25 protein-coding genes are annotated in these 25015 nt (G+C 45.3%); 2 read left to right on the top strand and 23 right to left on the bottom strand.

Going from position 1 to position 25015, the window contains the following annotated elements:
* Positions 1–108: 108 nt before the first annotated feature.
* From glaH to HMPREF0083_RS01275, 6 genes are all read right to left on the bottom strand, one after another.
* Positions 109–1050 (bottom strand): glutarate dioxygenase GlaH, encoded by a 942-nt coding sequence (gene glaH / locus HMPREF0083_RS01300; RefSeq protein ID WP_040301047.1) that lies wholly within the window; start codon positions 1048–1050, stop codon positions 109–111.
* Between the two features lie 403 nt (positions 1051–1453).
* Complete coding sequence (locus HMPREF0083_RS01295; protein WP_148315819.1) at positions 1454–2860, bottom strand: amino acid permease; 1407 nt, start codon at positions 2858–2860, stop codon at positions 1454–1456.
* 218 nt (positions 2861–3078) lie between these two features.
* Positions 3079–3399: a DUF3870 domain-containing protein gene (locus HMPREF0083_RS01290; RefSeq protein ID WP_040301083.1), complete on the bottom strand. Its 321-nt coding sequence runs from the start codon at positions 3397–3399 to the stop codon at positions 3079–3081.
* Between the two features lie 92 nt (positions 3400–3491).
* Complete coding sequence (locus tag HMPREF0083_RS01285) at positions 3492–4937, bottom strand: aldehyde dehydrogenase family protein (RefSeq protein WP_021619116.1); 1446 nt, start codon at positions 4935–4937, stop codon at positions 3492–3494.
* A 21-nt stretch (positions 4938–4958) separates the two neighbouring features.
* On the bottom strand, positions 4959–6287 hold the full coding sequence (gene gabT / locus HMPREF0083_RS01280; protein WP_021619115.1) for a 4-aminobutyrate--2-oxoglutarate transaminase: 1329 nt from the start codon (positions 6285–6287) through the stop codon (positions 4959–4961).
* Positions 6284–8011: a sigma 54-interacting transcriptional regulator gene (locus tag HMPREF0083_RS01275; RefSeq protein ID WP_021619114.1), complete on the bottom strand. Its 1728-nt coding sequence runs from the start codon at positions 8009–8011 to the stop codon at positions 6284–6286. Before HMPREF0083_RS01275 ends, gabT begins: the two co-directional genes overlap by 4 nt.
* A gap of 722 nt (positions 8012–8733) precedes the next feature.
* On the opposite strand from HMPREF0083_RS01275, the gene HMPREF0083_RS01270 reads away from it, so the two are divergent.
* The gene (locus HMPREF0083_RS01270; protein WP_040301045.1) at positions 8734–9168 is read left to right on the top strand and encodes an HIT family protein; all 435 of its coding nucleotides are present in this window, start codon (positions 8734–8736) and stop codon (positions 9166–9168) included.
* A 67-nt stretch (positions 9169–9235) separates the two neighbouring features.
* Here the strand turns inward: HMPREF0083_RS01270 and lysA are convergent, their stop codons facing one another.
* The 11 genes from lysA to HMPREF0083_RS01215 all read right to left on the bottom strand — a co-directional run bounded on the left by lysA (position 9236) and on the right by HMPREF0083_RS01215 (position 17355).
* Positions 9236–10561 (bottom strand): diaminopimelate decarboxylase, encoded by a 1326-nt coding sequence (gene lysA / locus HMPREF0083_RS01265; protein ID WP_021619111.1) that lies wholly within the window; start codon positions 10559–10561, stop codon positions 9236–9238.
* A gap of 242 nt (positions 10562–10803) precedes the next feature.
* Entirely contained in the window at positions 10804–11415 is a 612-nt protein-coding gene (gene spoVAEA, locus HMPREF0083_RS01260) for a stage V sporulation protein SpoVABEA (protein ID WP_021619110.1), read from the bottom strand.
* A 3-nt stretch (positions 11416–11418) separates the two neighbouring features.
* On the bottom strand, positions 11419–11772 hold the full coding sequence (gene spoVAE, locus HMPREF0083_RS01255; RefSeq protein WP_021619109.1) for a stage V sporulation protein AE: 354 nt from the start codon (positions 11770–11772) through the stop codon (positions 11419–11421).
* Between the two features lie 3 nt (positions 11773–11775).
* A complete protein-coding gene (spoVAD, locus tag HMPREF0083_RS01250; RefSeq protein ID WP_021619108.1) occupies positions 11776–12795 on the bottom strand; it encodes a stage V sporulation protein AD in 1020 nt (339 codons plus the stop codon).
* Positions 12796–12808: 13 nt separating this feature from the next.
* Positions 12809–13291 (bottom strand): stage V sporulation protein AC, encoded by a 483-nt coding sequence (gene spoVAC / locus HMPREF0083_RS01245; protein WP_021619107.1) that lies wholly within the window; start codon positions 13289–13291, stop codon positions 12809–12811.
* A 21-nt stretch (positions 13292–13312) separates the two neighbouring features.
* Positions 13313–13729, bottom strand: coding sequence for a stage V sporulation protein AB (locus tag HMPREF0083_RS01240; protein ID WP_021619106.1), 417 nt, complete (start codon positions 13727–13729; stop codon positions 13313–13315).
* The gene (locus HMPREF0083_RS01235) at positions 13726–14340 is read right to left on the bottom strand and encodes a stage V sporulation protein AA (protein ID WP_021619105.1); all 615 of its coding nucleotides are present in this window, start codon (positions 14338–14340) and stop codon (positions 13726–13728) included. Before HMPREF0083_RS01235 ends, HMPREF0083_RS01240 begins: the two co-directional genes overlap by 4 nt.
* 109 nt (positions 14341–14449) lie before the next feature.
* Positions 14450–15205, bottom strand: coding sequence for an RNA polymerase sporulation sigma factor SigF (gene sigF / locus HMPREF0083_RS01230; RefSeq protein ID WP_040301043.1), 756 nt, complete (start codon positions 15203–15205; stop codon positions 14450–14452).
* A gap of 11 nt (positions 15206–15216) precedes the next feature.
* Complete coding sequence (spoIIAB, locus tag HMPREF0083_RS01225; RefSeq protein WP_021619103.1) at positions 15217–15672, bottom strand: anti-sigma F factor; 456 nt, start codon at positions 15670–15672, stop codon at positions 15217–15219.
* Positions 15673–16023, bottom strand: a complete 351-nt coding sequence (gene spoIIAA, locus HMPREF0083_RS01220) for an anti-sigma F factor antagonist (RefSeq protein WP_040301042.1) — start codon at positions 16021–16023, stop codon at positions 15673–15675.
* Positions 16024–16155: 132 nt separating this feature from the next.
* Positions 16156–17355, bottom strand: a complete 1200-nt coding sequence (locus HMPREF0083_RS01215; RefSeq protein WP_021619101.1) for a D-alanyl-D-alanine carboxypeptidase family protein — start codon at positions 17353–17355, stop codon at positions 16156–16158.
* A gap of 226 nt (positions 17356–17581) precedes the next feature.
* Here HMPREF0083_RS01215 and HMPREF0083_RS01210 point away from each other — a divergent pair, with 226 nt between their 5' ends.
* Positions 17582–18652: a branched-chain amino acid aminotransferase gene (locus HMPREF0083_RS01210; protein WP_021619100.1), complete on the top strand. Its 1071-nt coding sequence runs from the start codon at positions 17582–17584 to the stop codon at positions 18650–18652.
* Positions 18653–18691: 39 nt separating this feature from the next.
* Here HMPREF0083_RS01210 and HMPREF0083_RS01205 read toward each other — a convergent pair whose 3' ends face one another.
* The 6 genes from HMPREF0083_RS01205 to HMPREF0083_RS01180 all read right to left on the bottom strand — a co-directional run bounded on the left by HMPREF0083_RS01205 (position 18692) and on the right by HMPREF0083_RS01180 (position 24939).
* Positions 18692–19723, bottom strand: a complete 1032-nt coding sequence (locus HMPREF0083_RS01205; protein WP_021619099.1) for an ABC transporter ATP-binding protein — start codon at positions 19721–19723, stop codon at positions 18692–18694.
* Positions 19720–20724, bottom strand: coding sequence for an ABC transporter ATP-binding protein (locus HMPREF0083_RS01200; protein ID WP_021619098.1), 1005 nt, complete (start codon positions 20722–20724; stop codon positions 19720–19722). The genes HMPREF0083_RS01205 and HMPREF0083_RS01200 overlap by 4 nt, the downstream gene beginning before the upstream one ends.
* A gap of 26 nt (positions 20725–20750) precedes the next feature.
* Positions 20751–21680, bottom strand: coding sequence for an ABC transporter permease (locus HMPREF0083_RS01195; RefSeq protein ID WP_021619097.1), 930 nt, complete (start codon positions 21678–21680; stop codon positions 20751–20753).
* The gene (locus tag HMPREF0083_RS01190) at positions 21680–22609 is read right to left on the bottom strand and encodes an ABC transporter permease (RefSeq protein WP_040301040.1); all 930 of its coding nucleotides are present in this window, start codon (positions 22607–22609) and stop codon (positions 21680–21682) included. The genes HMPREF0083_RS01195 and HMPREF0083_RS01190 overlap by 1 nt, the downstream gene beginning before the upstream one ends.
* Positions 22610–22686: 77 nt before the next feature.
* Positions 22687–24405, bottom strand: a complete 1719-nt coding sequence (locus HMPREF0083_RS01185) for a peptide ABC transporter substrate-binding protein (protein ID WP_021619095.1) — start codon at positions 24403–24405, stop codon at positions 22687–22689.
* A 57-nt stretch (positions 24406–24462) separates the two neighbouring features.
* Positions 24463–24939, bottom strand: a complete 477-nt coding sequence (locus tag HMPREF0083_RS01180) for an Lrp/AsnC family transcriptional regulator (RefSeq protein WP_021619094.1) — start codon at positions 24937–24939, stop codon at positions 24463–24465.
* Positions 24940–25015: the final 76 nt, after the last annotated feature.

Raw genomic sequence — 25015 nt, 5'->3', positions numbered from 1 at the left:
TCTAATCCATCTATGGGATATTGTGCTATGATTTTTATTTGAATGCCATCTAAGGCAGGTCTTCAAAAGAAGTACCTGCCTAAACTATCCAGCTATATGTTGTTTTTATTATACACGAGAGAAGCAGCCACGTTGACGCATAAGTTCACGATGCAGTTCCGGGTGTTTCTCGAATGCCGCACGGCCGTGCATCCAGAAGGTATTGTTCAGGATTACCAAATCTCCGATCGGAAGCTTCAGCGCATGAGTGGCCGGAGAATTCTCTAGAGATTCGGACATTTCTTTCAAATATATAGCTTGCTCAATCGTTTCCGGGTATGCAAATTGGTCAATGAAGCAAATGCACGGCTTATTATTAATATCAAAAAACGTTTCACGTTGTACGGTTTGTTGTACGTTTTTGCTCGGCGGTGCTTTGTATGTGATTTTAGTCGAAGCGAGCGGATGATTGCTGAACTTATCCAAATCTTCCCAATCATCAAGATGAAGCAGGCGAGATTCGCCGCCGACCGCATTTTTCTCATCCATTTTCATCATCAGCAGCCAGTCTGTCGGCTCATCGACGAACGTACCATCAGTATGCAACGTGAATAAACGATATGCCTGACGCAGGTATGAATCACTATTATCCGTATCGTTTACTGTGAAGCGGGCATAGAAGGTACCAGTCATTGCATCGAAGTTTGGAATGCCGATAAGGTGTGTCAACGCTGTCGCAAACTTAACGAATTCTCCTCTATCTTCTGTTTGACCTTGTACACCAATCGTAAAGCCGCCTGTTTCACGTTCGATTACAATGTTTCGGATGTTCTGCATAAACGATTCACCAAATAGCTCACGGAACCGGTGCGATAATATTTGACGGGAATACGGAACATATTGCAGGGATTGTTCACTTTCTTCTTTGCAGCTAGCAAAGAATTGTTGGAGCAGCTCGTTGTTCAATTGAATATGGTACATTCTTTTATGCTGCGGATGCGGCATAATTTCATAGCCTGGTTGCTTTGTTACATACTTCATTTCCACTTTTGTTTCTGTTGCTGTTGCCATGCTTGGTTCCTCCTCCATCTTTCCATTATTATTTGTTTTGGTTATGTGTGAGGAATCCGACCGGGGTGGAGGTCGGACCCTCCTTGCGCCTCATGCAATTCGAGAGACCGTTCGATTCGTTTCCCGTATAAAACAAAAAGCCAGTTATACTTCCCCCTCAAATCATACAGGGTAGATAGTACAACTGGCTCTTATTTACGAAACGGCTTCGATTGCTCGAAGAGCAGTAAATTAGACAGTTTGAAGTTATACAATTTGTTAGTAACTTAGTAAGAATCACAGGCAAGTATAAACCGGAATGCGAGAAGGGAAACTTCTCTGCTAGGTTCTAAAGTTTGCTACTGTGTTTACATTTTTATCATATATCAACACAGGAAAGTTGTCAACATTTTTTTTATTTTGATTATACTATCTTTTTCGTTCGCTTTTCTTCCACTGCTGAAGACGTTCGCTTTTTACGGTAGAATACAAAGTAGGAACCGATAACAAGAACGGTAATCAGTGAAGTAAGATAGAATTGCAAACGCATATCATCAATAAAAGCTTGTGCAATGAAAATGCCTATCAAAGCTAAAATAGTCAAATATGTTAAATAAGGAAATAACCACATTTTCACCTTTAGTTTCTCAGGATTTTCTTTTTCAATTCGTCTCCGCATACGTATATGTGAAACGGCAATAAATATATACACAAGCATGGAAACGCCGCCCGAGCTATTTGCTAAGAAGACAAACATTTTATCAGGAGATATAAATTTGAACATAGCACAAATATAAGCAAAGGATGTGCTTGCCAATACTGCCCAAATCGGTATCCCTCTCTTATTCACCTGTAAAAAAATACGAGGCGCCTCTTGTTTTTGTGCAAGAGAATATATCATACGCGAACTTGTATATAGTCCTGAATTCAAAACGGAAAGTAATGAGATGAAAACAACGACATTCATAACCTGACCTGCAGCTGGCAGACCTGCCATATCAAATACACTTGCATATGGAGCTTTCAGCAAGTCATGGGCATCCCACGGCAACACAGTAACCAGTACAGCAACTGAGCCGATAAAGAATACAAGAATACGCCAAACCACACTATTTATTGCTCTAACAACATTCTTCTCCGGATTATCTGATTCCCCCGCCGCAATAGCCGCGACTTCACTTCCTACTAAAGAAAATGTGATAAAGACAACACTAAGGAGAACAGGAAGAAACCCTTGTGGGAAGAAACCTCCGTTTCCAGTAATATTAGAGAGTCCCGGTGCTTCGATACCTGGCATAACACCTAGAACCATTAATACTCCCACACCCAGAAAAGCAACAATCGCTACTACCTTAATAAAAGCCAACCAATATTCAAACTCTCCATATGTTTTGACTGAATAAATATTTGTAACCGTCATCAAAATAGTTAATGATAAACTCCCCACCCACACAGGTATAGCAGGAATCCAATCATGAATAATGGCTCCTACCAGCGTAGCTTCAATCGCGACGATGATAACCCAGTTAAACCAGTATAACCAGCCAATCGTATATCCGGCCCACGGTCCAATCGCTTGATGTGCATATGTGGAAAAAGAACCGCTATCAGGATTCAACACAGCCATCTCGCCAAGCATACGCATTACCAAAACTACCATTAAGCCACCAAGGACATAAGATAGCAGGGCAGCAGGTCCTGTCGATTGAATAATAGCGCCGCTCCCTACAAATAAGCCGGCACCGATAACCCCACCAATAGAAATCATTGTTACGTGCCTGGTTTTCAGGTCTTTGTGCAGTTTCTGCTCTTGATAAGCCAAAAATTCCACCCCTTTGCGAATAATAAACATGCTTTCCTCGTTATTTCAGAGGTGACTATCTTCAAAAACACCAGCTTCTGGCATGATAACAACAGAATAATCTATCAACAAAAAAGCAAATTAAACTGAATTTTTAGTCTATTGTTTGAAATTTTCCGCAAAGGAAAGCGGAAAACCATATATATACAGTTATAGATGCCCTGATGTCAGCCTTGCAAATATGCATGTTATTTTTGAATATACAGCAAATACTGATTATGCAAATCACGGAGAGCAGCCATCAGCGCATTTTGGGCTTTCCCCTGATAAAAGTCCATAATGCGCCGGCTGAGATCCTCGATTCCATCCTGCAGGCTACAGCCGCGCAGCAACTGGCCGATGAAATCTCGGCCATGATCCGTTGCCAGCGTGCAAGAAGCTTCCAGAATGACATGGTATTTCGCGTCCGCCTCTACGGTAATCGTCAATGTATCAAATATGCTGCGCGCCGCCATTCCCTGAGGCAGACGGGCGTGACCCGCAATAAAATACGTCTTGCCTGTAAACATTCCTACAACACCACTTTCCAGGAGATTTTTCTTCTCCTGATCATATCCCTCCGTTTTTGACATTGTCAATTTTTTGTCACGGAGCGATGCTGTTACATGCGATCCATATATACCGTCTTAACCTGTGTATAGAATTCGATAGCTGTCTTGCCCTGCTCACGGGAACCTGTGCTTGAATTCTTGCAGCCGCCGAACGGCACCTGCGGCTCCGCCCCTGCTGTTTCAGAATTTACGTGTACAATCCCGGCTTCGATATCATCAATAAAGCGTTGAGCAAGCGTTAGGTTATTCGTACAAATCGAAGAACTTAAGCCATATTCGGTATCGTTAGCCATATTGATTGCTTCTTCATAATTTTTCACTTTAAACAGTGCAATAACCGGTCCGAAAATCTCCTCTCTCGCAATACGTGCATCACGAGATACATCTCCAAATATGGTCGGTTGTACATAAAATCCGGCCGCAAGCGCCTCATCTGCCGGTGCTTCGCCACCGCAAAGAAGAGTAGCTTCTTGCTTACCGGCCTCGATCATTTCCAACACACCATCACGCTGCGCTTTAGATGCCGCCGGACCCATAAATACATCGCCATCGAGCGGGTTTCCTACTTTCAATTCCTTGGTCCGCTCGACAAGTCGGTTGCTGAACGCTTCATAAATTCCTTCTTCAACAATAACCCGGCTCGTCGCGGTACATTTTTGCCCTGTGGACTTAAATGCGCCATTCACTGCAATTTCGACTGCTTTTTCCACATCTGCATCAGCCAGCACGATGAGCGGATTTTTGCCCCCCATCTCCAACTGCACTTTTTTACCTTTGGCTGTCGCCTGCTCCTGAATTTGAAGACCGACCTGATTCGAGCCGGTGAACGATATTGCTTTAATATCTGAATTCTCTACAATTTCTGCACCGACCACAGAACCTCTGCCGAACACACAGTTTACAACACCCGCCGGAATACCTGCTTCATCGAACGCTTTCATTACATGGTATACGGATTTCGGAGTAATATCGGCAGGCTTAATCACTACTGTATTACCATAGATTAATGCCGGGGCCATTTTCCAAACAGGAATAGCAATCGGGAAGTTCCATGGTGTAATCAACCCGATAGGACCTACCGGTACACGCGTAGTATATAGGAATGTTTCCGCATTGGCGGAAGGAATCACATCCCCAAGCGGCTGACGAGCTTCTGCCGCATAATACTCCAGGATGCTGATGGCACGCTGTGTCTCCCCTATGCCCTCGGCTAGCGTTTTTCCTTCTTCAAGCGTCAAATCCCGGCCCACTTCCTGCAGATTGGCTTTCAAAATATCAGCCGCTTTCTGCAAATATGCTGCACGCTGCTGAAACGATAATCTCTTCCATGCAGGAAACGCTTTTTTCGCTGCCGCCACCGCTTCACGTGCATCTTCTACTGTACTTACTGGAAATTCGCCCAACGCGTCTTCTTGATTGTGCGGATTCCGGTTCAAAGTATATTCGCCATTGGAAGGCTCTTTCCATTGCCCGTTAATATAGTTGTTATAACGCATCGCACTCTCTCCTATCTTATCTTATTTCGAAGCGCTCACAATCGCCTGCTCCAAAATGTGCAGACCTTTATCTAATTGTTCATCCGTAATAACAAGCGGTGGAAGGAAACGCAGTACGTTGCTGGAAAGGCCTGCACTCAGACCGATGAGTCCATTGCTCCAGCACTCGCTAACCACTTTGGAGGTTGCATCTTTTGCCGGTTCCTTCGTCATGCGATCAGTAACCAATTCCATGGCAACCATCGCGCCCAGCCCACGTACGTCTCCGATGATGTCGTATTTTTCCTGCCAGCTGCGGAACGTATCCAGCATGCGTGTACCAATAACCTGTGCACGCTCCGTTAAATTCTCTTCTTCGATAACATCAAGTACAGCCAAACCTGCAGCACATGCTACCGGGCTTCCAGAGAACGTACCGCCAAGCTGACCTGGTCCCGGTACATCCATTAATTCAGCACGGCCTGTAATAGCACTAAGCGGCATACCTGCAGCAATGGATTTGGATAATGTCGTAATGTCGGCAGCTACACCAAAGTTTTCCATCGCAAACAGCTTTCCTGTACGGGCAAATCCGGTTTGAATTTCATCGGCAATCATAATGATTCCGTACTTATCGCAAATACGACGTACACCCTGTACGAATTCAGCTGAAGGTACGATGAATCCGCCTTCGCCCTGTACTGGCTCCATAATGATGGCAGCTATATTATCCGGCGACACTTCTCCGAGGAAGAATTGTTCAAAATGGTTCAAAATTTGCTCGTCCAACTCTTCTGGCAGCATGCCTTGCGGTGCACGGTAATAATAAGGATAAGGCAATTTATATGTTTCCGGTGCAAACGGACCAAAGCCATGTTTGTACGGATTTACTTTGCTTGTTAAGGACATAGTCATCAGTGTACGACCATGATATGCACGTTCAAAGGAGACAACAGCACTGCGACCGGTTACTTTGCGTGCAATTTTCACGGCATTTTCTACCGCTTCCGCTCCACTGTTCGCAAACATTGTTTTCTTTTTAAAATCGCCTGGCGTTTTCTCGTTTAACTTCTCTGCAAGCTCGATATAGCTTTCGTATGGCATCACATGGAAACAGCTATGAATCGAAGAAGCGGTCTGCTCTTGTATTGCCTTCACCACTTTCGGATGACAGTGGCCGATGTTTTGCATGCCGATACCGCCAGCGAAGTCAATAATTTCATTGCCGTCCACATCGATAACAATAGCACCCTGTGCTGATTGTATATATAGTGGAGTCACATGGTACGGACCCACTGCTACTGCATCCTGACGGCGTGCGTGAAGTTCCACTGATTTTTGACCTGGCATCATTTTTGTATTCGTTGTCATATGCTCTCTCCCTTTCCTGTTCCTAAGTATTTGTTCAGCTTGCGAACTACCGTAGACTGGTTGACCTTCAGCACCTCTGCGCAGCGATACGTGTTCTCGTATTTTTCATATGCCATGGAAAGGAGCTGCTTTTCCACTTCTTCCACCGCCTGTTTCAGGGGACATAGCCCTTTTACTTTTACTGCAGGCGCGGTACGGTATCCGTCCCCATCTTTGACAATGCCTCTGGGAAGATGATGAGGTAAAACCTGATTTCCCTCACTCGTCACGATGAGACGCTCTACCATATTCTCCAACTCGCGCACATTGCCGGGCCAATCATATGCGGTTAATAATTCGATCGTATCCTCGTGGAAGTTCTTTACAAGTCCGTACTTTTTGGCAAAACGGGCTGCAAAGTGCTGAATAAGAGCCGGAATCTCTTCTTGACGCTGCCTGAGCGGAGGTACGGAAATCGGAATGACGTGCAGCCGATAAAATAAATCCTCCCGGAAGCGTCCTTCCACAATTCGTTTTCGCAAATCCTGGTTTGTCGCTGCAATAATTCTCGTATTTACGGTTATTAACTGATTGCCGCCCAATCTGCGGAATGTGTTGTCCTGCAGGAATTGCAGGAGCTTTACCTGTACATTGACCGGCACTTCTCCAATTTCATCAAGAAATACCGTGCCTCCATCCGCAATTTCAAGCACACCTTTCTTAGCGGTGTTCGCTCCCGTAAACGCTCCTTTCTCATAACCGAACAATTCCGATTCGATAAGCGTCTCTGGAAGGGCTCCGCAATTAATGTGCACAAAATTTTTATCGCGACGATGGCTGCTGCGATGCACGCGCTGGGCAATCATACCTTTTCCGACACCGGACTCCCCGATAATAAGGATGGTAGAATCCACGTGTGCCATTCGCTCGGCCAATTGGTAAATCTGCTGCATCTCGGGGGAGAGTACAACCATGTCCGGCTGTACCTCCTCTTTGTTCTGTTTCAGCTTCTCAAGCTCTATCCGGTATGCATCCAGTAAGCTTTCCGTCGTTTCCAACCGTTGGCGAAGCAATTCTACCTCTTCATACTCACGCGAGTTAAAGATAATGCGGTGAATGCTGCCATCCGGATTACATACCGGGTTACCGATAACATACAGCTTTTTGCCGTTGGCAGTGACTTGTATACCCGATACCTTGGTCCGCCTCTCGATGATTTCTGGCGTCAAACTTGGCGTAAATCCGCCTAGTTCTGCAAGATCCGTCGTCTTCATCCCGAGGAGCTCTTCCACCGTTTTCCCGTACAACTGCTCGCTTTTCGGACCGGCGCGTAGAATTCGCCCTTCGCCGTCCGTAACCAGAATTTCGTCAAACGACGTGTCAAAAATATTTTCCAACTCAAAATACTGGTCATCCCGCCGCAAAACAAGGACATCCGCTGTATGAATACCACCTTCAATATACCGCTTCCATTCTCCACGCAGAGAAAAGGAAGGCGTTCTAATCTGCGTCTCCCAGTACTCTTGTCCAATGCGACGGAACGATTCATACGAAGAAAAAATAAGAGGCAAAACATCAGAGAGGTGCTTCCGTATAATATCGCTTTCTTTAAACAAAAACCAATTTTCCAGCTCACCCTGCCAACCTGTTACGTATCCTTCCGATGACAGAACAAGCATGCCATATGGCATCTGGTTCCACAGCTTAGTAAAATCAGGCACTGTATATGAGTCCAACGTCTTCACCCTCTTCTTCGCCTCCCTCCTTTTTTTCCTTCGCCTTATTTACATAGCAAGTACTATGCCAAAATTAAAAACTTTATTTATAAGGAATAATCAGAACAGGAGGAGAATATTTAATGCAAGTATGCATCCTCCTTATATTCTAATATACTGAAAAATGATAATCCATATATTATTTTAAACATTTTTATCTATTAATGCATTTAAGCATCAATTTAATGCGATTTAACATTAAAATGTGAAGAAATACCGCCTAATCATGTAAAAACATGTCGAATTAACATAAAAAATTTAAAATTTTTCACATAAAGGGGGGTGATTATCCAGTATGATCCAGAGTAGATCGTCACCATATCGCGCCCCAAACGGGCGTCGGTTCGTCTCCCGCACAGAAGCGTAGAGGGCGTCGGTTCGTCTCCCGCACGGAAGCGTAGAAGTCCGCTTTTTGCCCCCAGCCAGGCGGGACCGCAAAGCGGCCGTGTCTCTTCCTCGTGAGAAAGACGAGGGAACACGCCGACGCGTGCACCTTCTTTCTTCCACCTTATAGATAATCAACAGGTGTGTTATGATATAAAGAAAAAACCCTTTATTATCCAACACTTTTTTATAATGCGATAAAACATCATAAGATGCGTATATGCATTAAAAGCGCAAACTTATGAGTTTTCGTTTTAATGGAGGAAACTTTGATGATAGAATAAAAAGAAAACGGAAGGATGAGTACGATGTCACATGATCCGAATTGTATTTTCTGCAAAATCATAAAAGGGGAAATTCCTTCATCCAAAGTATACGAGAATGAACATGTAGTAGCTTTTCTCGATATTAGTCAGGTAACAAAAGGACATACGCTAGTCATACCGAAGATCCATAAGCGGGATATTTTCGAGCTTACACCGGAGATAGCATCCAATTTATTCGCCTGCGTACCGAAAATCGCTAACGCTATTAAAAAGCAATTCAACGTAGACGGTGTGAATCTGCTAAATAACAGTGGCAAAGTAGCCGGTCAAACCGTGTTCCACTATCACCTGCATATTCTGCCGCGCTATGGCAGGGAAGACGGCTTCCATCCAACATTTGTAGAACATAACGACCAGTATACACCAAGTGATTTACAACAAATCGCCTCCCACATCGCCGCAGGCATCGAATCGTGAATACATAGCTATCTAAACATAAAAAGGCGAAGCCAATCATTGGCTTCGCCCTTCTTCATGAAATATATTATACGGAGCGACTTAACACCCGTGGAAATATCCGGTCATTTTTAATCAAATCTTCATACGTCTCTCTCTCTACCGCCACTTCAGCACGTCCTTCCTTAACGAATACGACTGCTGGACGGCGAATTCGATTGTAATTATTAGCCATCGAATAACCGTATGCGCCCGTACAGGAAACACCGAGAATATCACCAGGATTCGCTTCAGGCAGTACGTAATCCCAGATAAGCATATCTCCAGACTCACAACATTTACCTGCAATCGATACTTTATCAACCGCTTTTTCTCCGGCGCGATTAGCAAGCATAGCTTCATACTTTGCCTGATACAAGGCTGGTCGAATATTATCGGACATTCCTCCGTCAACTGCTACATATTTGCGGATACCGGGAATGTCTTTTACAGAACCGACTGTATAAAGCGTCGTACCTGCGTCGCCGACAATACTTCTCCCCGGTTCAATCCAGATTTCAGGCAGTGGGTAGGATGTAGCGGCAAACTGCCGACGTACCTCTGCAGTAATTACTTTTACATATTCGCCTACCGGTAACGGATCATCTTCTTCCGTATAACGAATACCGAAGCCACCGCCCAGATTCAGCACTTCCACCTCGTATTTCGTCTCGGCACGCACCTGTTCAAGAAAAGCGCCCAGTACTTCCACCGCACCGACAAAGCCGGTCGTGTCAAAGATTTGTGAACCGATATGGGAGTGAATGCCGAGCAGCTTATAGAATGGTTTATCCAATGCCACTTTGACTGCTTGCAATGCTTGACCACTGGCTACGCCGAAGCCAAACTTGGAATCATCCTGACCGGTGGAAATATAATCATGTGTATGCGCTTCAATCCCAGGAGTTAAACGCAGAAGAATCGGTACGATTCTATCTTTTTTATGTGCTAGGTCATGCAATAGCTCCAATTCAAAAAAGTTATCTACGACAAAGCAACCAATTCCGGCGTCAAGCGCCATCTCCAGCTCTTCCTCTGTCTTGTTATTGCCGTGAAAATGGATACGCTCCGCAGGAAAACCAGCCTTAAGTGCCGTATAAAGCTCACCTGCTGATACAACATCAAGTGACATCTGTTCTTCCATTACCAACTGACACATTGCCATACACATGAACGCCTTGCTTGCGTATGCAACCTGAAACCGAAACCCGCTCGCTTCAAACGCCTTCACATATGCCTGGCATTTTTCACGTATCAGTTCTTCATCATATACATATAGCGGCGTTTCGTATGCACGGACCAAATCGGTCGTATCGCATCCGCCAATTTCCAGGTGGCCTTTTTCATTTACTCTGCTCGTTCCATGTAAAAACACTCCGCTTCCTCCTCATTGCTACTCTATATGCGATTTGATCTATCGACATCCTTTAGTGATCGGAAATAAGAAAAAGAAGCGATCAACTGGACTCGATGGTCAAGATGCAGGATATTTTTCACCTTTTACTCCTAAATATTTCTGCCCCCAAACCAGAAAAGCATGTCGATTTATCAAGACAGCTGTACATATAAATATCTTATACAGTACCATATCTTACAAAAAGATGACAACTACGCATTTTAGCTATTTTTCCAATTTCGTGAATTTTTTAAGGAATAACCGTTTTTACGTAAAATAAACTGCACCGCCGCCATTGTTACGGGGCATCCAACGCATGTCTCGTCTCTCCCCTTCATTTTTCCAATATCGCCGATCCCCACAATGACGGGAATATGCAGCATGTTCAGCACATCTACCGTGTCTCCTATAATATATGCCTCACTACCGGCCTCCACGAACCCATTTTTATTGACTGGCCGGTTGACTTTACGTCCGTAGCGATCAATACATACATCTACCTTCACCCCAAGCGCCCCTTTAGTCTTGGACGCTACCGCAATAGCTCCCAGCACATGAATGTCCGGATGTGTGGCAACATAGTATAATGCTTCTTCCCCTTTGCCCATCTGCGTATCGCCGTTATCGTCAAACATAACAAGAACAGGATCATGCTGAGCTTTCTTAATCAGTGCGACAATTCGCTCCCCCGTTAGCGGGGTGGGGTTGCCGGATGAGCGGGAAATACAGCGTCCTCCGATACGGCGTGCGACCTCCTCTACCGTACCACGTGCAGCCGCGTCCCCATCCGTAATCATAATAATGTTACGCTTTAGCCGTTTTTGGTTTTCCATCGGTTATCCCTTCGGTCTAAAAATCAGCGAGGCAAAAAAGCTAAAGACAATTGCGGCTGAAATCCCCGCACTCGGCACCTCGAAAATGCCTGTAATCAATCCGATTAACCCGTCCCGCTCCGCCTCCTGCCATGCCCCATGATATAGGGCGTGACCAAAGCTTGTAATCGGTACGGTCGCACCTGCCCCGGCGAAATCAATGAGCGGATCATACAATCCAAGCCCATCCAGTATCGCACCGCTTGCCACAAGAATGCTCATCACATGTGCAGGCGTTAATTTTACAAAATCGAGCAGCACTTGACCGATAACACAAATCGCACCACCGACAAGAAAAGCGATCATTACTTGCCCCATTTCTTATTCCTCCTTCGCTTCCAGCGCCACTGCATGTGCAATACAAGGAATACTTTCTCCCTGCTGGTAGCTAACCGGACTGAAAAGCGCTCCGGTTGCACAAATAAGCGCACGTTTAATGCTGCCATCCCTCAAACGGTTCATAATATAGCTGTAAGTGACCACAGCACTTGATGCACAGCCGCTGCCACCTGAGAAAACCTGTTGATCCGGACCATAAATCATCAATCCACAATCGTTATATACCGGCGTCATATCAAACGATAAACCTCTCATTTCATCTTTCAGAATCGCATATCCCACCTTGCCTAAATCTCCCGTTACGATTATGTCATAATCAGAAGGCAACCGATCCGTATCATGGAAATGCGTGGACAGCGTATCGGCAGCAGCAGGCGCCATTGCACTGCCCATATCAAAAGGGTCTTTAATCCCCATGTCGACTACTTTACCGATGGTGGCATGGGTGATGCAGGGACCTGAACCGCCGCGTCCAACGACTACCGCCCCCGCACCGGTCACTGTCCACTGTGCATAATCCGGTTTCTGTCCCCCGTATTCCGTCGGATAGCGGAATTGTTTTTCTGCAGTACAATTATGACTGCTGCAGGTGGCTACCACATAAGAAGCGTATCCCGCATCAACAAGAGCCGAGCCAACCGAAAGCGTCTCCATTGATGTAGAGCAGGCGCCGAACATGCCAAGAAGCGGAATGTTAAGCTGACTGGCCGTAAAATTGGAGGAAATCGTCTGATTCAGCAGATCACCAGCAAGCACGATGTCAATCTCGCTTTCCAGCAAGTTACTTTTCTTCACAGCTGTCTGTACAGCCTGATACATCATGTAGCGTTCCGCTTTCTCCCAGGAAGCCTGCCCAGCATACATATCTGGGTAAATATGATCGAACTCAGCACCTAGTGGCCCTTCTCCCTCAAGAGGACCGACTGCCACTGCGCTCCCCTGCACACGAACATCATTTGCAAACTTCCATGTTTGGCGACCGTATTGATGCTGCGCCTTCATCCCGTTCCCTCCTTTACACTTTAATAATGATCCACTTAATTAACGAGACGACCAGCGCAGCAACCACTCCATATACAATGACGCCACCGGCCAACTTAAACATGTTGCCTCCCACACCAAGCACCAATCCTTCCGCCCGATGCTCGATAGCGGCAGATGACATGGAATTTGCAAATCCTGTAACCGGTACAGCCGAACCGGCTCCAGCAAACTGTCCCAACTTATCATAAATACCAAGACCTGTGAACAGTACCGCAAGAAAAATAAGCGTAGCTACTGTCGGGTTACCTGCCGTTTCTTTTGTAAAGCCAAAAACACGAATATAAAAATCAGATACAAGCTGTCCAAAGGCACAGATAGCGCCGCCAACAAGAAATGCCTTGACGATATTTGTCAAATATGGCGGCTTTGGCTTGTATTTGGCTGCACGCTCACTATACTCTTTTTGTGCTTTGGCAAGCCGATTCTGTTTTCTCGTATTAACAGAAGAAGCCATAGCTAATTCTTTCCTTTCGCTTTATTTAATAAAAACCAGCCAATGAAATAAAGAACCGACGATTTTACCGAGTGCCAGTGCTAAGATAAAAAACTGAAGATAATCGTCTACTTGTATCCGCTTAGCAAGAATCGGAATCACATTTAGCACCTCGGTCAGTGCTGCAGCAAGAAATCCGACAAAAATCCCCATGAATATACCGATAAGGCTAAGTACGATAGACGGTAAATATAGCGGGGATGAAAAAAAGTCGAAGATCATAAAAGCTAAAACGCCAAGCACGACTGACCACTGGTAATAAAGTAAATATTTTTCCGTTTTTGTAATTTGGACAAACCTCGGAATTACATCAAGGACAGTAATAAGCGCTACAATGCCTCCCCCTACAATGACCCCTCCGCTTAAGCCAATCAGAGCAAGAAACAATTGGGTTATCATTCCTTTTTCGCTCCGGTCGCCTCATTTGCCAACACATAGTCATCCACATTTTGCTGATAAAGAAACATCTCAAGCTCCAATGGACTGGGTTCTTCATTAAATCGTTTGCGGAACAGGTGATTAAAAAACAAAATCATACCGGCACCAACACCGAAGGAGTACGGAATTTGGATAATTAACGGGTGTGAATTTTTCTTCCCTGTAATCAATTCATAAATCCGCTCATGTACCTCAGGCATACTAACATCCGTGTGGAAATTCATAATGGCGAGGCCAGAGCCAATGAATAATACAATCCAGACGAATAGAACGAGCAACATGCTGATTTTCTTCCGGGGTGTCAACACTTCGACAATCATACGCTCGGCTCCAATATTATGGACGAGAAGTGTTGGATGCTTATGCTGCAGAGCTTCAATTACCTGAATAATATCGACAACATAACGATTGCCGTCTTGTGGACGAAGCGTATGCAGTGCAGTATCCTGAATGGCTGTTTCAGAAGGACTGTTCGTCACCAGTTCGGCTACATGCCGAATGCGCACTGTCTCACCTGGGTGTGTTTGGATTTTTTCTTTTAATTTCACATACGCGTGGGTTGGGTCAGCCATACGCCATCCCTCCTTACACCTCCTATTATCCCTCCATCCTAAAAGCAGTATGCAAGACGGGCATAAGGGCAAAAAAACATATGCAGATATGAAAAAAGCAGACCGGGAGTTACCTCTCGATCTGCTCTTTCATTAGCTTTAGAATTTTCTTTTCGAGCCGCGATACCTGAACCTGCGAGATGCCGAGACGCTCGGCGACTTCAGATTGAGTCTGATCCTTATAATACCGCAAATATACGATAAGTTGTTCTCGCTCCGACAACTTGCCAATCGCTTCCTTTAGCGCAATTTTGTCGAACCATTTATCATCGTCCTTATCCGAAATCTGATCCATCAAGGTAATCGGATCCCCGTCATTCTCAAAAACAGTCTCATGAATGGACGATGGTGCGCGGTTTGCCTCCTGGGCGTAGATAACTTCCTCCGGAGTAATTTCAAGCGCTTCGGCGACCTCTTTCACCGTTGGTAACCTCCCCAGTTCTTTGGAGAGTTCATCCTTCACCCTCCGGACTTTATGGGCGATTTCCTTAAGCGAGCGACTCACTTTTACCGTGCCGTCATCACGTAGAAAGCGCTGGATTTCTCCAATAATCATCGGTACCGCATAGGTAGAGAATTTAACATCGAAGCTTAAATCAAATTTATCAATCGCTTTGAGCAATCCGATGCAGCCGATTTGAAATAAATCGTCCGCCTCATACCCCCGGTTCAAAAAACGCTGTACAACCGACCATACCAGACGAATGTTGCTGTTCACCAATGTATCTCGTGCTGTCGTATCTCCCGCCTGACTTTTGGCAAGCAATTCCTTTACTTCCTTATTGGATAGGTAAGCATGGTTGGCATTCCTTACATTGGTCTCCATCGGCATGTCCCCTAATTACATAACGCTTCATTCTTAGTCAGCTTTTTGACAAGCCGGATTCTTGTACCCCGGCCGATTTCCGTTTCTATTTCCAGTGTATCCATGAAGTTCTCCATAATCGTAAAGCCCATACCGGAACGCTCCAATTCCGGTTTCGTCGTAAAGAGCGGTTGCCTCGCTTCTTCGAGGTCAGCAATACCAATGCCGTGATCCGCCACAGTAATCTCAATATTGGCTGCAGTATATGTTGTTTCGATGATAACCGTACCGCTCTCATCTTCTTCGTACCCATGAATAATCGCATTGGTGACTGCTTCGGAGACAACTGTCTTGATCTCCTCCACCTCTTCAAGCGTTATATCAAGACGGGATAAAAAAGAAGCAACCGCAATACGGGCAAAACCTTCGTTTTCACTACGAGCGGCAAATTCCAGGCGCATAAAATTATTATCAGTTTTCGGCTTCATTTACGCCACCCCCAATACAAGGAGCGCTTCCTGTTCGGACTCCTTGATTTTCAGAATCTTGAACAGACCGGACAACTCAAACAAACGATAAATGACCGGATTTATGGAGCACACAACCATATCACCACCACGTGCCGCAATCTGCTTGTATCTGCCCAGAATCACTCCCAGACCGGAGCTATCCATAAAGTGCAGATTCGCCATGCTCAATAAAATGTGTTGCACCTGATTCTCTGCCAGATGCTTCTCCATTTCAGTACGCAACATGTCCGCCGTGTGATGATCTAATTCGCCTTCCAACCTTACAATCAATACATAATTCACCGTTTCCATATCCACTCGTAAACTCACGCGGGGCCACTCCTTCGCTTCGTGATACAGGAAAATTCTACAATGCCTTCAGCGATTCCTGCCCTCCGACAAAACTAGAAAAAAACCGGGAAAATATGGCACAGTTCTCCCTTTCCCGATTTTTCATCAAATTTAGCCGCCGAACATTTTACGTGTCGAGCGTTTAAACAATTCCCACCATCCAGCTTTTTCTACGCTATTGGCTGCGACTAAATCAACACTACTTACCGTTTTCCCATCTTTTTTAATCAGCACTTCGCCAATTTTGACACCTTTTGTAATCGGCGCTTTCAAATCGGCTTTCAAGTTAATTTCTTTCTGATACTGATCCGCTTTTTCACCTTTTTTCACTAGCATACTGAAGCGATACGGCACCACAATATTAACCGTTTCCTGTTTGCCTTTTTCGATCGGTACAGTCTTTATCACCTGGTTTTCTTTGTAAAGCGGCTGGCTATCGTACTGATTGAATGCATAATCCATCATCGAAGCAACTTCCTGATTCCTGGTCTTCGAATCTGGAGCGCCCATTACTACAGCAATGACACGCATATTTCCGCGCTTGGCAGTCGCGGTTAAACAGTACTTCGCTTCTGACGTATACCCCGTTTTCAGTCCATCAGCCCCGGTATAGAAGCGAACAAGACGATTCGTATTGACCAACCAGAACGGTTTTTTCGAGTTTTTACGCAAATAATCCTGATATAGGCCTGTATATTTAGTAATACCCTCATGCTTCAATAGCTCACGCGACATCAATGCAATATCGTGTGCCGAGGATACATGTCCTGACACCGGTAACCCATTCGTGTTCAGGAATGTCGTATCGTTCATTCCTAATTGTTTGGCTCGCGCATTCATTTTATCGATGAATGCCTTTTCCGTCCCCGCAATATGTTCTGCCATTGCTACAGAAGCATCGTTTCCAGAGGCAAGCGCGATGCCTTTCAACATATCCTCAACAGACATTTCTTCACCCGGCTCCAGAAAAATCTGCGAACCTCCCATCGAAGCGGCATATTCGCTCGTTCTCACTTTATCCGTAAGCTTGATTTCACCCTTATCCAGCGCTTCCATGATAAGAAGCATGGTCATAACCTTGGTAATGCTGGCAGGCGGCAGCGCCTTGTGTCCATTTTTCTCATATAAAATTGTACCTGTATCCCGATCAATTAAAACAGCCGATACAGCATTTGGAGCCAGATCCGCATCCCCTTGCTGTTCCTGCTTCTGATCGGTGGCCGATTTCGCTTTTTCCTGGGCAGAGGCAAATCCGCCCAAGGACGGTATCATCAAGGATAAGCATAGCAGTACAATAGGCAACTTCTTCATTCACAGGTCCCTCCAAATCAAGATAGTACCTATTGTCGCCATAAGGCTTGGAATTATATACCTATGTACAAAAATATAACCGCTTTGCTTAAGTGCACATATGAAATGCAAACATTTACTTTGCACCTCAATTTGTGTAAAGTTTAGTTATAACATTTTAAATTTTGTACTGATTCAGTAAGAATACCAGAACATACTTTGCAAAAGCAGGGGGAATGAGAAGCTTATGAGTTATGAGATAGAAGTCACATTGGCAGAAAACAAAAAAACCAAACCAAATGCAAACGAATTAGCTTTCGGAACTTGTTTTACGGATCATATGTTTATGATGGATTATACGCTGGAAGCAGGATGGCATCATCCGAGAATCGTACCGTATGCACCAATATCACTGGACCCCGCCGCCGTCGTCTTCCACTATGGACAAGCTGTATTTGAGGGCATGAAAGCCTATCGGACAAAAGAAGACAAAATTCTCCTGTTCCGTCCAGAAAAAAATATGGAAAGACTTAATCTATCTAATGAAAGATTAAGTATTCCACCCGTTGACGAAACATTTCTTGTTGAGGCTATCAAAAAATTGGTCAGTATAGAAAAAGACTGGGTACCGGCAGATGAAGGAACATCTTTATATATTCGACCGTTCATCATTGCAACAGAACCTTATCTGGGCGTCCGTCCTGCCCATACGTACACATTCATCGTCATCCTTTCGCCGGTTGGCGCCTATTATGCGGAAGGCATTAACCCTGTCAGTATTTATGTGGAGAATAACTATGTCCGCGCTGTAAAAGGCGGTACAGGACATACAAAAACATCAGGCAACTATGCGGCAAGCTTCAAAGCGCAGGAAGAAGCGCAAAAACAAGGCTGTGCCCAGGTACTCTGGCTCGATGGCGTTGAAAAAACGTACATAGAAGAAGTCGGCAGCATGAACGTATTTTTTAAAGTGAATGGAGAAGTATGGACACCCGCACTGAATGGAAGTATCTTGGCTGGGGTGACAAGGGATTCTGTTATTCAATTACTGGAGGAATGGAACATTCCTGTTAAAGAAAAAAGAATTTCAATAGAAGAACTGTACGCCGCATATACCGAGGGTACGCTTGAAGAAGCGTTCGGTACCGGAACTGCGGCAGTGATTTCTCCAATCGGTAATTTGAAATGGAACGACAAAAATCTAGTTATTAATGGCGGCGAGTCAGGTTCATTATCTATGAAAATCTACGATACAATCTGCGGCATTCAAACAGGAGAAAAAGAAGATCCATTCGGCTGGACCGTAGAGGCAGAATAGCTAAGAAAGCAGAGGGCATCGCTGCCACTCTGCTTTCTTTTAGCGTATCTTTCTGACATCCGCCCCCATAATGTCTTTATTATAAAGGTGACAGGCGACAAAATGGTCAGGTTTTACCTCCTGCCATACCGGATCGATTTTTGTGCATGACTCCATAGCATACGGACAGCGCGTCCGGAAATGGCAACCGCTCGGCGGGTTCATCGGGCTTGGCACGTCGCCCTTTAGTACAATACGCTGACGTTTCCTCTCCACCTCTGGATCTGGAATCGGTATCGCGGAAAGAAGCGCCTCCGTATAAGGGTGAAGCGGATTCGCATACAGCTCTTCGCTTTCAGAAAGCTCTGCGATTTTGCCTAGATACATGACCGCCACCCGATCGCTAATATGTTTTACCATCGACAAATCATGGGCGATGAATAAATACGTCAGTTCCATCTTATCCTGAAGATCACTCAACAGATTTATCACTTGCGCCTGAATGGATACGTCCAATGCGGAAATCGGTTCATCGCACACAATGAATTTCGGCTCAACTGCCAGTGCACGTGCAATGCCAATCCGCTGCCGTTGCCCCCCGGAAAACTCGTGCGGAAACCGGTTGATATGCTCCGGCTTCAAGCCGACAAGCGTGAGCAACTCCTGAATACGTGCTTTGCGCTTTGCACCGCTTGCCAGCTTATGCAAATCGATTGCCTCCCCAATAATCTCCCCGATCGTCATCCTTGGATTCAGTGAAGCATACGGATCCTGGAAAATCATCTGCATGTCACGACGAAGCTTCTTCAATTCACGTGTACTCGCCTTGTGCACATTTTTATCTTCAAACAATACTTCGCCCTCAGTCGCATCATATAGACGAAGAATCGTCCGGCCCATTGTCGATTTTCCGCAACCGGATTCTCCTACGATACCAAGCGTTTCACCGACTTTGATATCAAACGTTACATCGCTTACAGCTTTTACTGTCCCACCGCTTGTATGAAAGTATTTTTTTAGATTACGCACCTGAAGCAATGTGTCTTGTTTTTTGTCTTTTTTTGCCGGAGCCTCTCTCAGTGTCAATTTCATTGTGCAAACCCCTCCTTCCGGTTGCTTGCCAGCGGATGGTGCAGCCAACAGGCCGCCTGATGATTCCCACCCATTTCTTCAAGTTCTGGCTTGTGGCTACGGCATACTTCCATCGCGTATTCACAGCGAGCAAAAAACGGACAGCCGACGGGCGGATGCAGCAAGTCTGGAGGGGTACCAATAATCGGTGCAAGCGGTTCGTTTCTCCTCATATCAAGCCGCGGTACCGATTTGAGAAGCCCTTTCGTATACGGATGCTGTGGCTGGTAGAAGATTTGATCCACTGTACCCGTTTCTGCTACTTCGCCGGCGTACATAACAACGACGCGATCGCACATATCGGCCACAACGCCAAGATCGTGCGTAATGATAATAATCGATGTTCCTGTTTTCGCCTGTAGTTCTTTCATCAATTCGAGAATTTGCGCCTGAATCGTTACATCCAGCGCCGTCGTCGGCTCATCGGCGATTAATAGTTTGGGACGGCAGGCGAGCGCAATGGCAATCATGGCACGCTGGCGCATTCCACCTGAGAATTCGTGCGGATATTGGTTGGCCCGCTTATCCGGCTGTGGAATCCCTACCATTTTAAGTAGTTCAATTGCCTGTTTATGCGCCTCACCAGCAGACATTCCTTGATGCTTTATGAGACTCTCCGTAATCTGCCGACCGGTTTTCATCGTCGGATTCAGCGATGTCATCGGATCCTGAAAAATCATTCCGATATCGTTTCCCCGGATTTTCTGCATCTCTTTTTCACTTTTTTTCAATAAATCCTGACCGCTAAAAAGGATGCTGCCCTGCTTATATTGCGTAGGTGGCTGTGGTAATAGCTTCATAATGGATTGGGCCGTGACACTTTTACCGCAACCGGATTCGCCCACAATCCCTACCGTTTCGCCTTTTTTCACCTCGAAGTTTATACCCCGTACAGCTTTGACCTCGCCCGCGTACGTATGGAACGAGATGTGCAAATCGCGTACTTCCAATATATTTTCCATAGGTTATTCACCCTTTGCTTTTCAGGTTATTTGCGCATTCTCGGATCGAGTGCATCGCGCATACCATCGCCCAGTACATTGAAGGCGAACATCGTAAGTGAGATAAAGAAACCCGGAATGAACAATTGATACACATTTCCAATCAGTAGACTTACCAGCGCATCGTTAGCCATCGTTCCCCAGCTCGCACGAGGCGCCGGAATGCCAAGCCCGAGAAAGCTCAATGTCGCTTCCGCGAAAATCGCAGTCGGAACAGTCAGCGTGACATTTACAAGAATGGGTCCCATTGTATTCGGGATGATATGCTTCATTAGAATCCACTTCGTATCAGCGCCAAGCGCGGTTGCCGCATGCACATATTCCTGCTCCTTCAATTGCAGAACCTGACCGCGTACAAGACGAGCCATCGGAATCCAGCCTGTTATCGTCATCGCAATAATAATGGTCAGCAAGCCCGGCCCCATTACGACCATTAGCAGAATAACCATCAATAAATAAGGGATACCATACAATACCTCGGCGATGCGCATCATAATATTATCTACACGACCGCCTTTCAAGCCGGAGATACCACCGTATATAACGCCGAGCACAAAATCAATAAATGCAGCTGCTACCCCGATGAATAAGGAAATGCGAGCACCAAACCAAATTCTAGTAAACATATCACGACCCGAAGAATCGGTACCGAACCAGTGTTCCGCGCTCGGCTGTAGATTTTTGGATGTGAAATCTTGCTTATAGTACGTATACCCACTAATCATCGGACCAATAATCGCCATCAGAACAAGAAGAATAATGACCACAAGGCCGACCATGGCCAGCTTATTCATTCGTAGACGACGCCATACATCTGCCCAGTAGGAGATGCTTGGACGCCCGATCGTTTCCGCATCTTTAAAGTTGTCCGTTACAGGACGGAACATATCAGCGGTCAGTCGAGTTTCAGGCTGCATTACTTACTCCCCCCTGCAACTTTGATACGCGGATCAATCCAAGTGTACATAACGTCCACCAGGAAAATAAGAAAAATAAGAATCGCGCTATAAAAAACTGTGGAACCCAGAATAACCGGATAATCGCGGTTAAAGATGCCCTTTACAAACATTTCGCCCATGCCTGGAATTCCAAAGATATGTTCAATAACAAAACTTCCTGTGACAAGGTTTGCAGTAATAATGCCAAGTACAGTGACGACCGGCAGAATTGCGTTGCGCAGCGTATGTCTAATAATAACAACATTGCGTGCCAAGCCCTTAGCTTTAGCGGTTTTAATATAATCCTGGCTAAGCACCTCAAGCATGCTGGAGCGCATGAGACGCGCGATAAATGCCATCGGCATCGCTGCCAATGCCAGAGAAGGCAGAATCGTATGTTTCCATGTTCCCCATGTCGCCGCAGGCAGCCAGCCCCATTCAACGGCTACATAGTTGATAAAAACAGTAGCAAGAATAAAGTTCGGTACAGAAATGCCAATAATCGCTAAAATCATAGATAAATAATCAGGAAAACGGTTATGGTAAAGCGCAGCGATAACGCCTAAAATGATACCAAGCGTTACGCCGATAAGTAATGCCTGCAGTCCAAGATGCAGGGAAACCGGAAAGCCTTCCGAAATATAATCGTTTACTGTAATGGTGCTTGATTTCAATGATGGACCAAAATCCAGAGCAAGCAGCGACTTGAGGTACAACCAATACTGAACATACAATGGCTGGTCCAGATTATAGTATTTCATTAAATTCTCAAACACGCCGGGAGGCATATTACCCTCCTTAGCGAACGGGTTGCCGGGAATCAGATGCATCAAACTAAAAGTGAGCGTTACAACCACCCAAAGAGTTAAGAGGGCCCAGCCCAAGCGCTGTAAAGTATACCGTAACAACGTATACCCTCCATTCTATTTTTACTTGAAAAATGGGGAACGCCCGGAAAACCTAAGCATTCCCCTGAATTTAGACGTTACTGCTTCTCTTTATTCTTCTTATCCTTCTCATCAACAAACTTTGCATACTTCAGTACCGGGTACTCATCCGGCGGAGTGAATACACCTGTAACATTCTCTTTTAATGTATAAGCTTTTGTATAGAAGTAAATCGGCAGAATCGGCATGTCTTTCATAATAATGTCTTCGGCTTTATGCATCGCTGCCATACGCACTTCTGCGTTGCTGGACTTCTTTGCTTGATTTACTTCTGCATCGTATGCCTGGCTCTTCCAGCCGGTATCATTCTGCGTACTTACACTCGTGAACATGTCTACAAACGTCATCGGGTCGATAAAGTCCGCAATCCATCCTGCACGAGCTACATCGTAATCAAGCTTGTGCTCGCGATCGATTTTCACCTGGAACTCTACGTTTTCAATTCCGACATCCACGCCGAGGTTGTTACGCCACATCTCCTGAATCGCTTCGGCAATACGCTTATGAAGATCATTGTTGTTATACATAATGTTGAATTTCGGCATTTTGTCCATGCCTTCTTCTTTCAGCCCTTCAGCAAGCAGCTTCTTCGCTTCTGTAACATCTTCCTTGAAATAATCCCCGCCTACCTGGCGGAAGTCATCCTTGCCGTTTGCGTCTTTCGAACCTTCAGCAACAAGCGCAAATGCAGGTTTCTGTCCACCCTGTGCAATGCTTTCTGTAATCGTCTTACGGTCGATGGCCATTGTCAATGCTTTACGAACTTTTACATTTGTAAACGGTTTCTTTTGAGTATTGAAGCGATAGAAGTAGGTGGCGTATTCTGGAACGATTTTAAAGTCCGGTGCGTTTTGCGCTTTCAATTGACCCACAACATCACCAGGCAGCGGATACGAGAGATCCAACTGGCCGGAGCGGTACATTTGCCATGCCGTATTTTCGGACTCTACCATCGTCCAGTCGATGCCTGCAAGCTTAATGCGGTCTTTTTCAAAATAATTTTCGTTTTTGACCATCTTCATGCTGTCTTTATGCTTCCATTCTGTCAGCTTGAATGGTCCGTTTGATACGAACGTTTTGGCCTCGTTCGCCCAATTCGGATTTTGCTCCTGAACTTTCTTATTTACCGGGAAATACGTATAAAAAGAAACAAGCTCATCAAAATATGGCGTCGGATTTACAAGTGTAACTACCAGCGTTTTATCGTCTTTCGCTTTTACGGCTACTTTGTCCTCCAGTGCCTTTAGCTTCGCCGGGTCTTTCTCTTTGGATGAATTGTATTGTTCAGCGCCCTGGATGTAGTAGAGCTGGTACGCATATTCAGAAGCAGTAGCTGGATTCAACGCATACTTCCATGCATATTCGAAATCATGTGCAGTAAGCGGATCTCCGTTGGACCATTTCAACCCATCACGCAGCTCAAATGTATACGTTTTCTTATCAGGACTAATCTTCCAGCCATCTTTTGCCATGGCGCCCTTAATTTCGAAATCGCCTGTATTTCCCTTCGGCTCCTTCATCGTCAAACCTACGAACAGATGACGGAGCGGCCAGGAATCATGCGTTCCTTGTGACTTCGCTGGATGCAAGGATCCAGGTTCAGATGAGTTATTTACATGTAAAATATTGTTTCCAGTATTACCGGAGCTCTTCTGATTCCCGCTTTCGCCGGTTTCTTTCGTTCCGCCACCACAGCCTGTAAGCGCTAACGTTAAGAGAAGCACCAAGCTTACAATAATCGAAAAACCTCTCTTCACAGCAATTGACCTCCTTAATCTTAAATGTATATGAGCAGGACAGCTGCACTGTGTCTATTAACCAGCGGTGTCCTCTACTCCATCAGCGGTTACATATGAGAATGAATCCTTGTACTGCTTCAATTCAATCGATACTTCCGCTGAAGCAATCCCTTCAATATTCGCCAGGTCCTCATTTACGAATGCGGTCAAATCTTCATTCGAACGGAAATACGCTTGAATAATTAAATCATTGCGTCCAGAAAATGCCCCGATAAAGCGCACCGCACGCAGTTTCCCCAATTGTTCGGCAACCTTCTCCTGATATCCAAGCTTGGTGGACATACCAATGATTGCCTGTACATGCAGTCCGACTTTCACAGGGTCTGTATGTACGATAAATTGAAAAATTTCGTCTTCAATCATGCGATTAATCCTAGAACGTATGGTTCCTTCACTGACTCCAAGCATATGCCCCATCTCTGTATAAGACTTTCGAGCATCAACTTGAAGGATTTGAAGAATCTGAAAATCCAACAAATCCAGCTTACGCACCAATCATCCCCCCCTCTATTGAATGAATGGCTATTCAGAATATCTGCGATTACGATTATAGTACAATTTAAAGAAA

Origin of the sequence: Aneurinibacillus aneurinilyticus ATCC 12856 (genome assembly GCF_000466385.1) — a bacterium.
GTDB lineage: Bacteria > Bacillota > Bacilli > Aneurinibacillales > Aneurinibacillaceae > Aneurinibacillus > Aneurinibacillus aneurinilyticus.
Note: the sequence above shows the minus strand (reverse complement) of the source record. Positions and strands in the feature narration are given on the sequence as shown.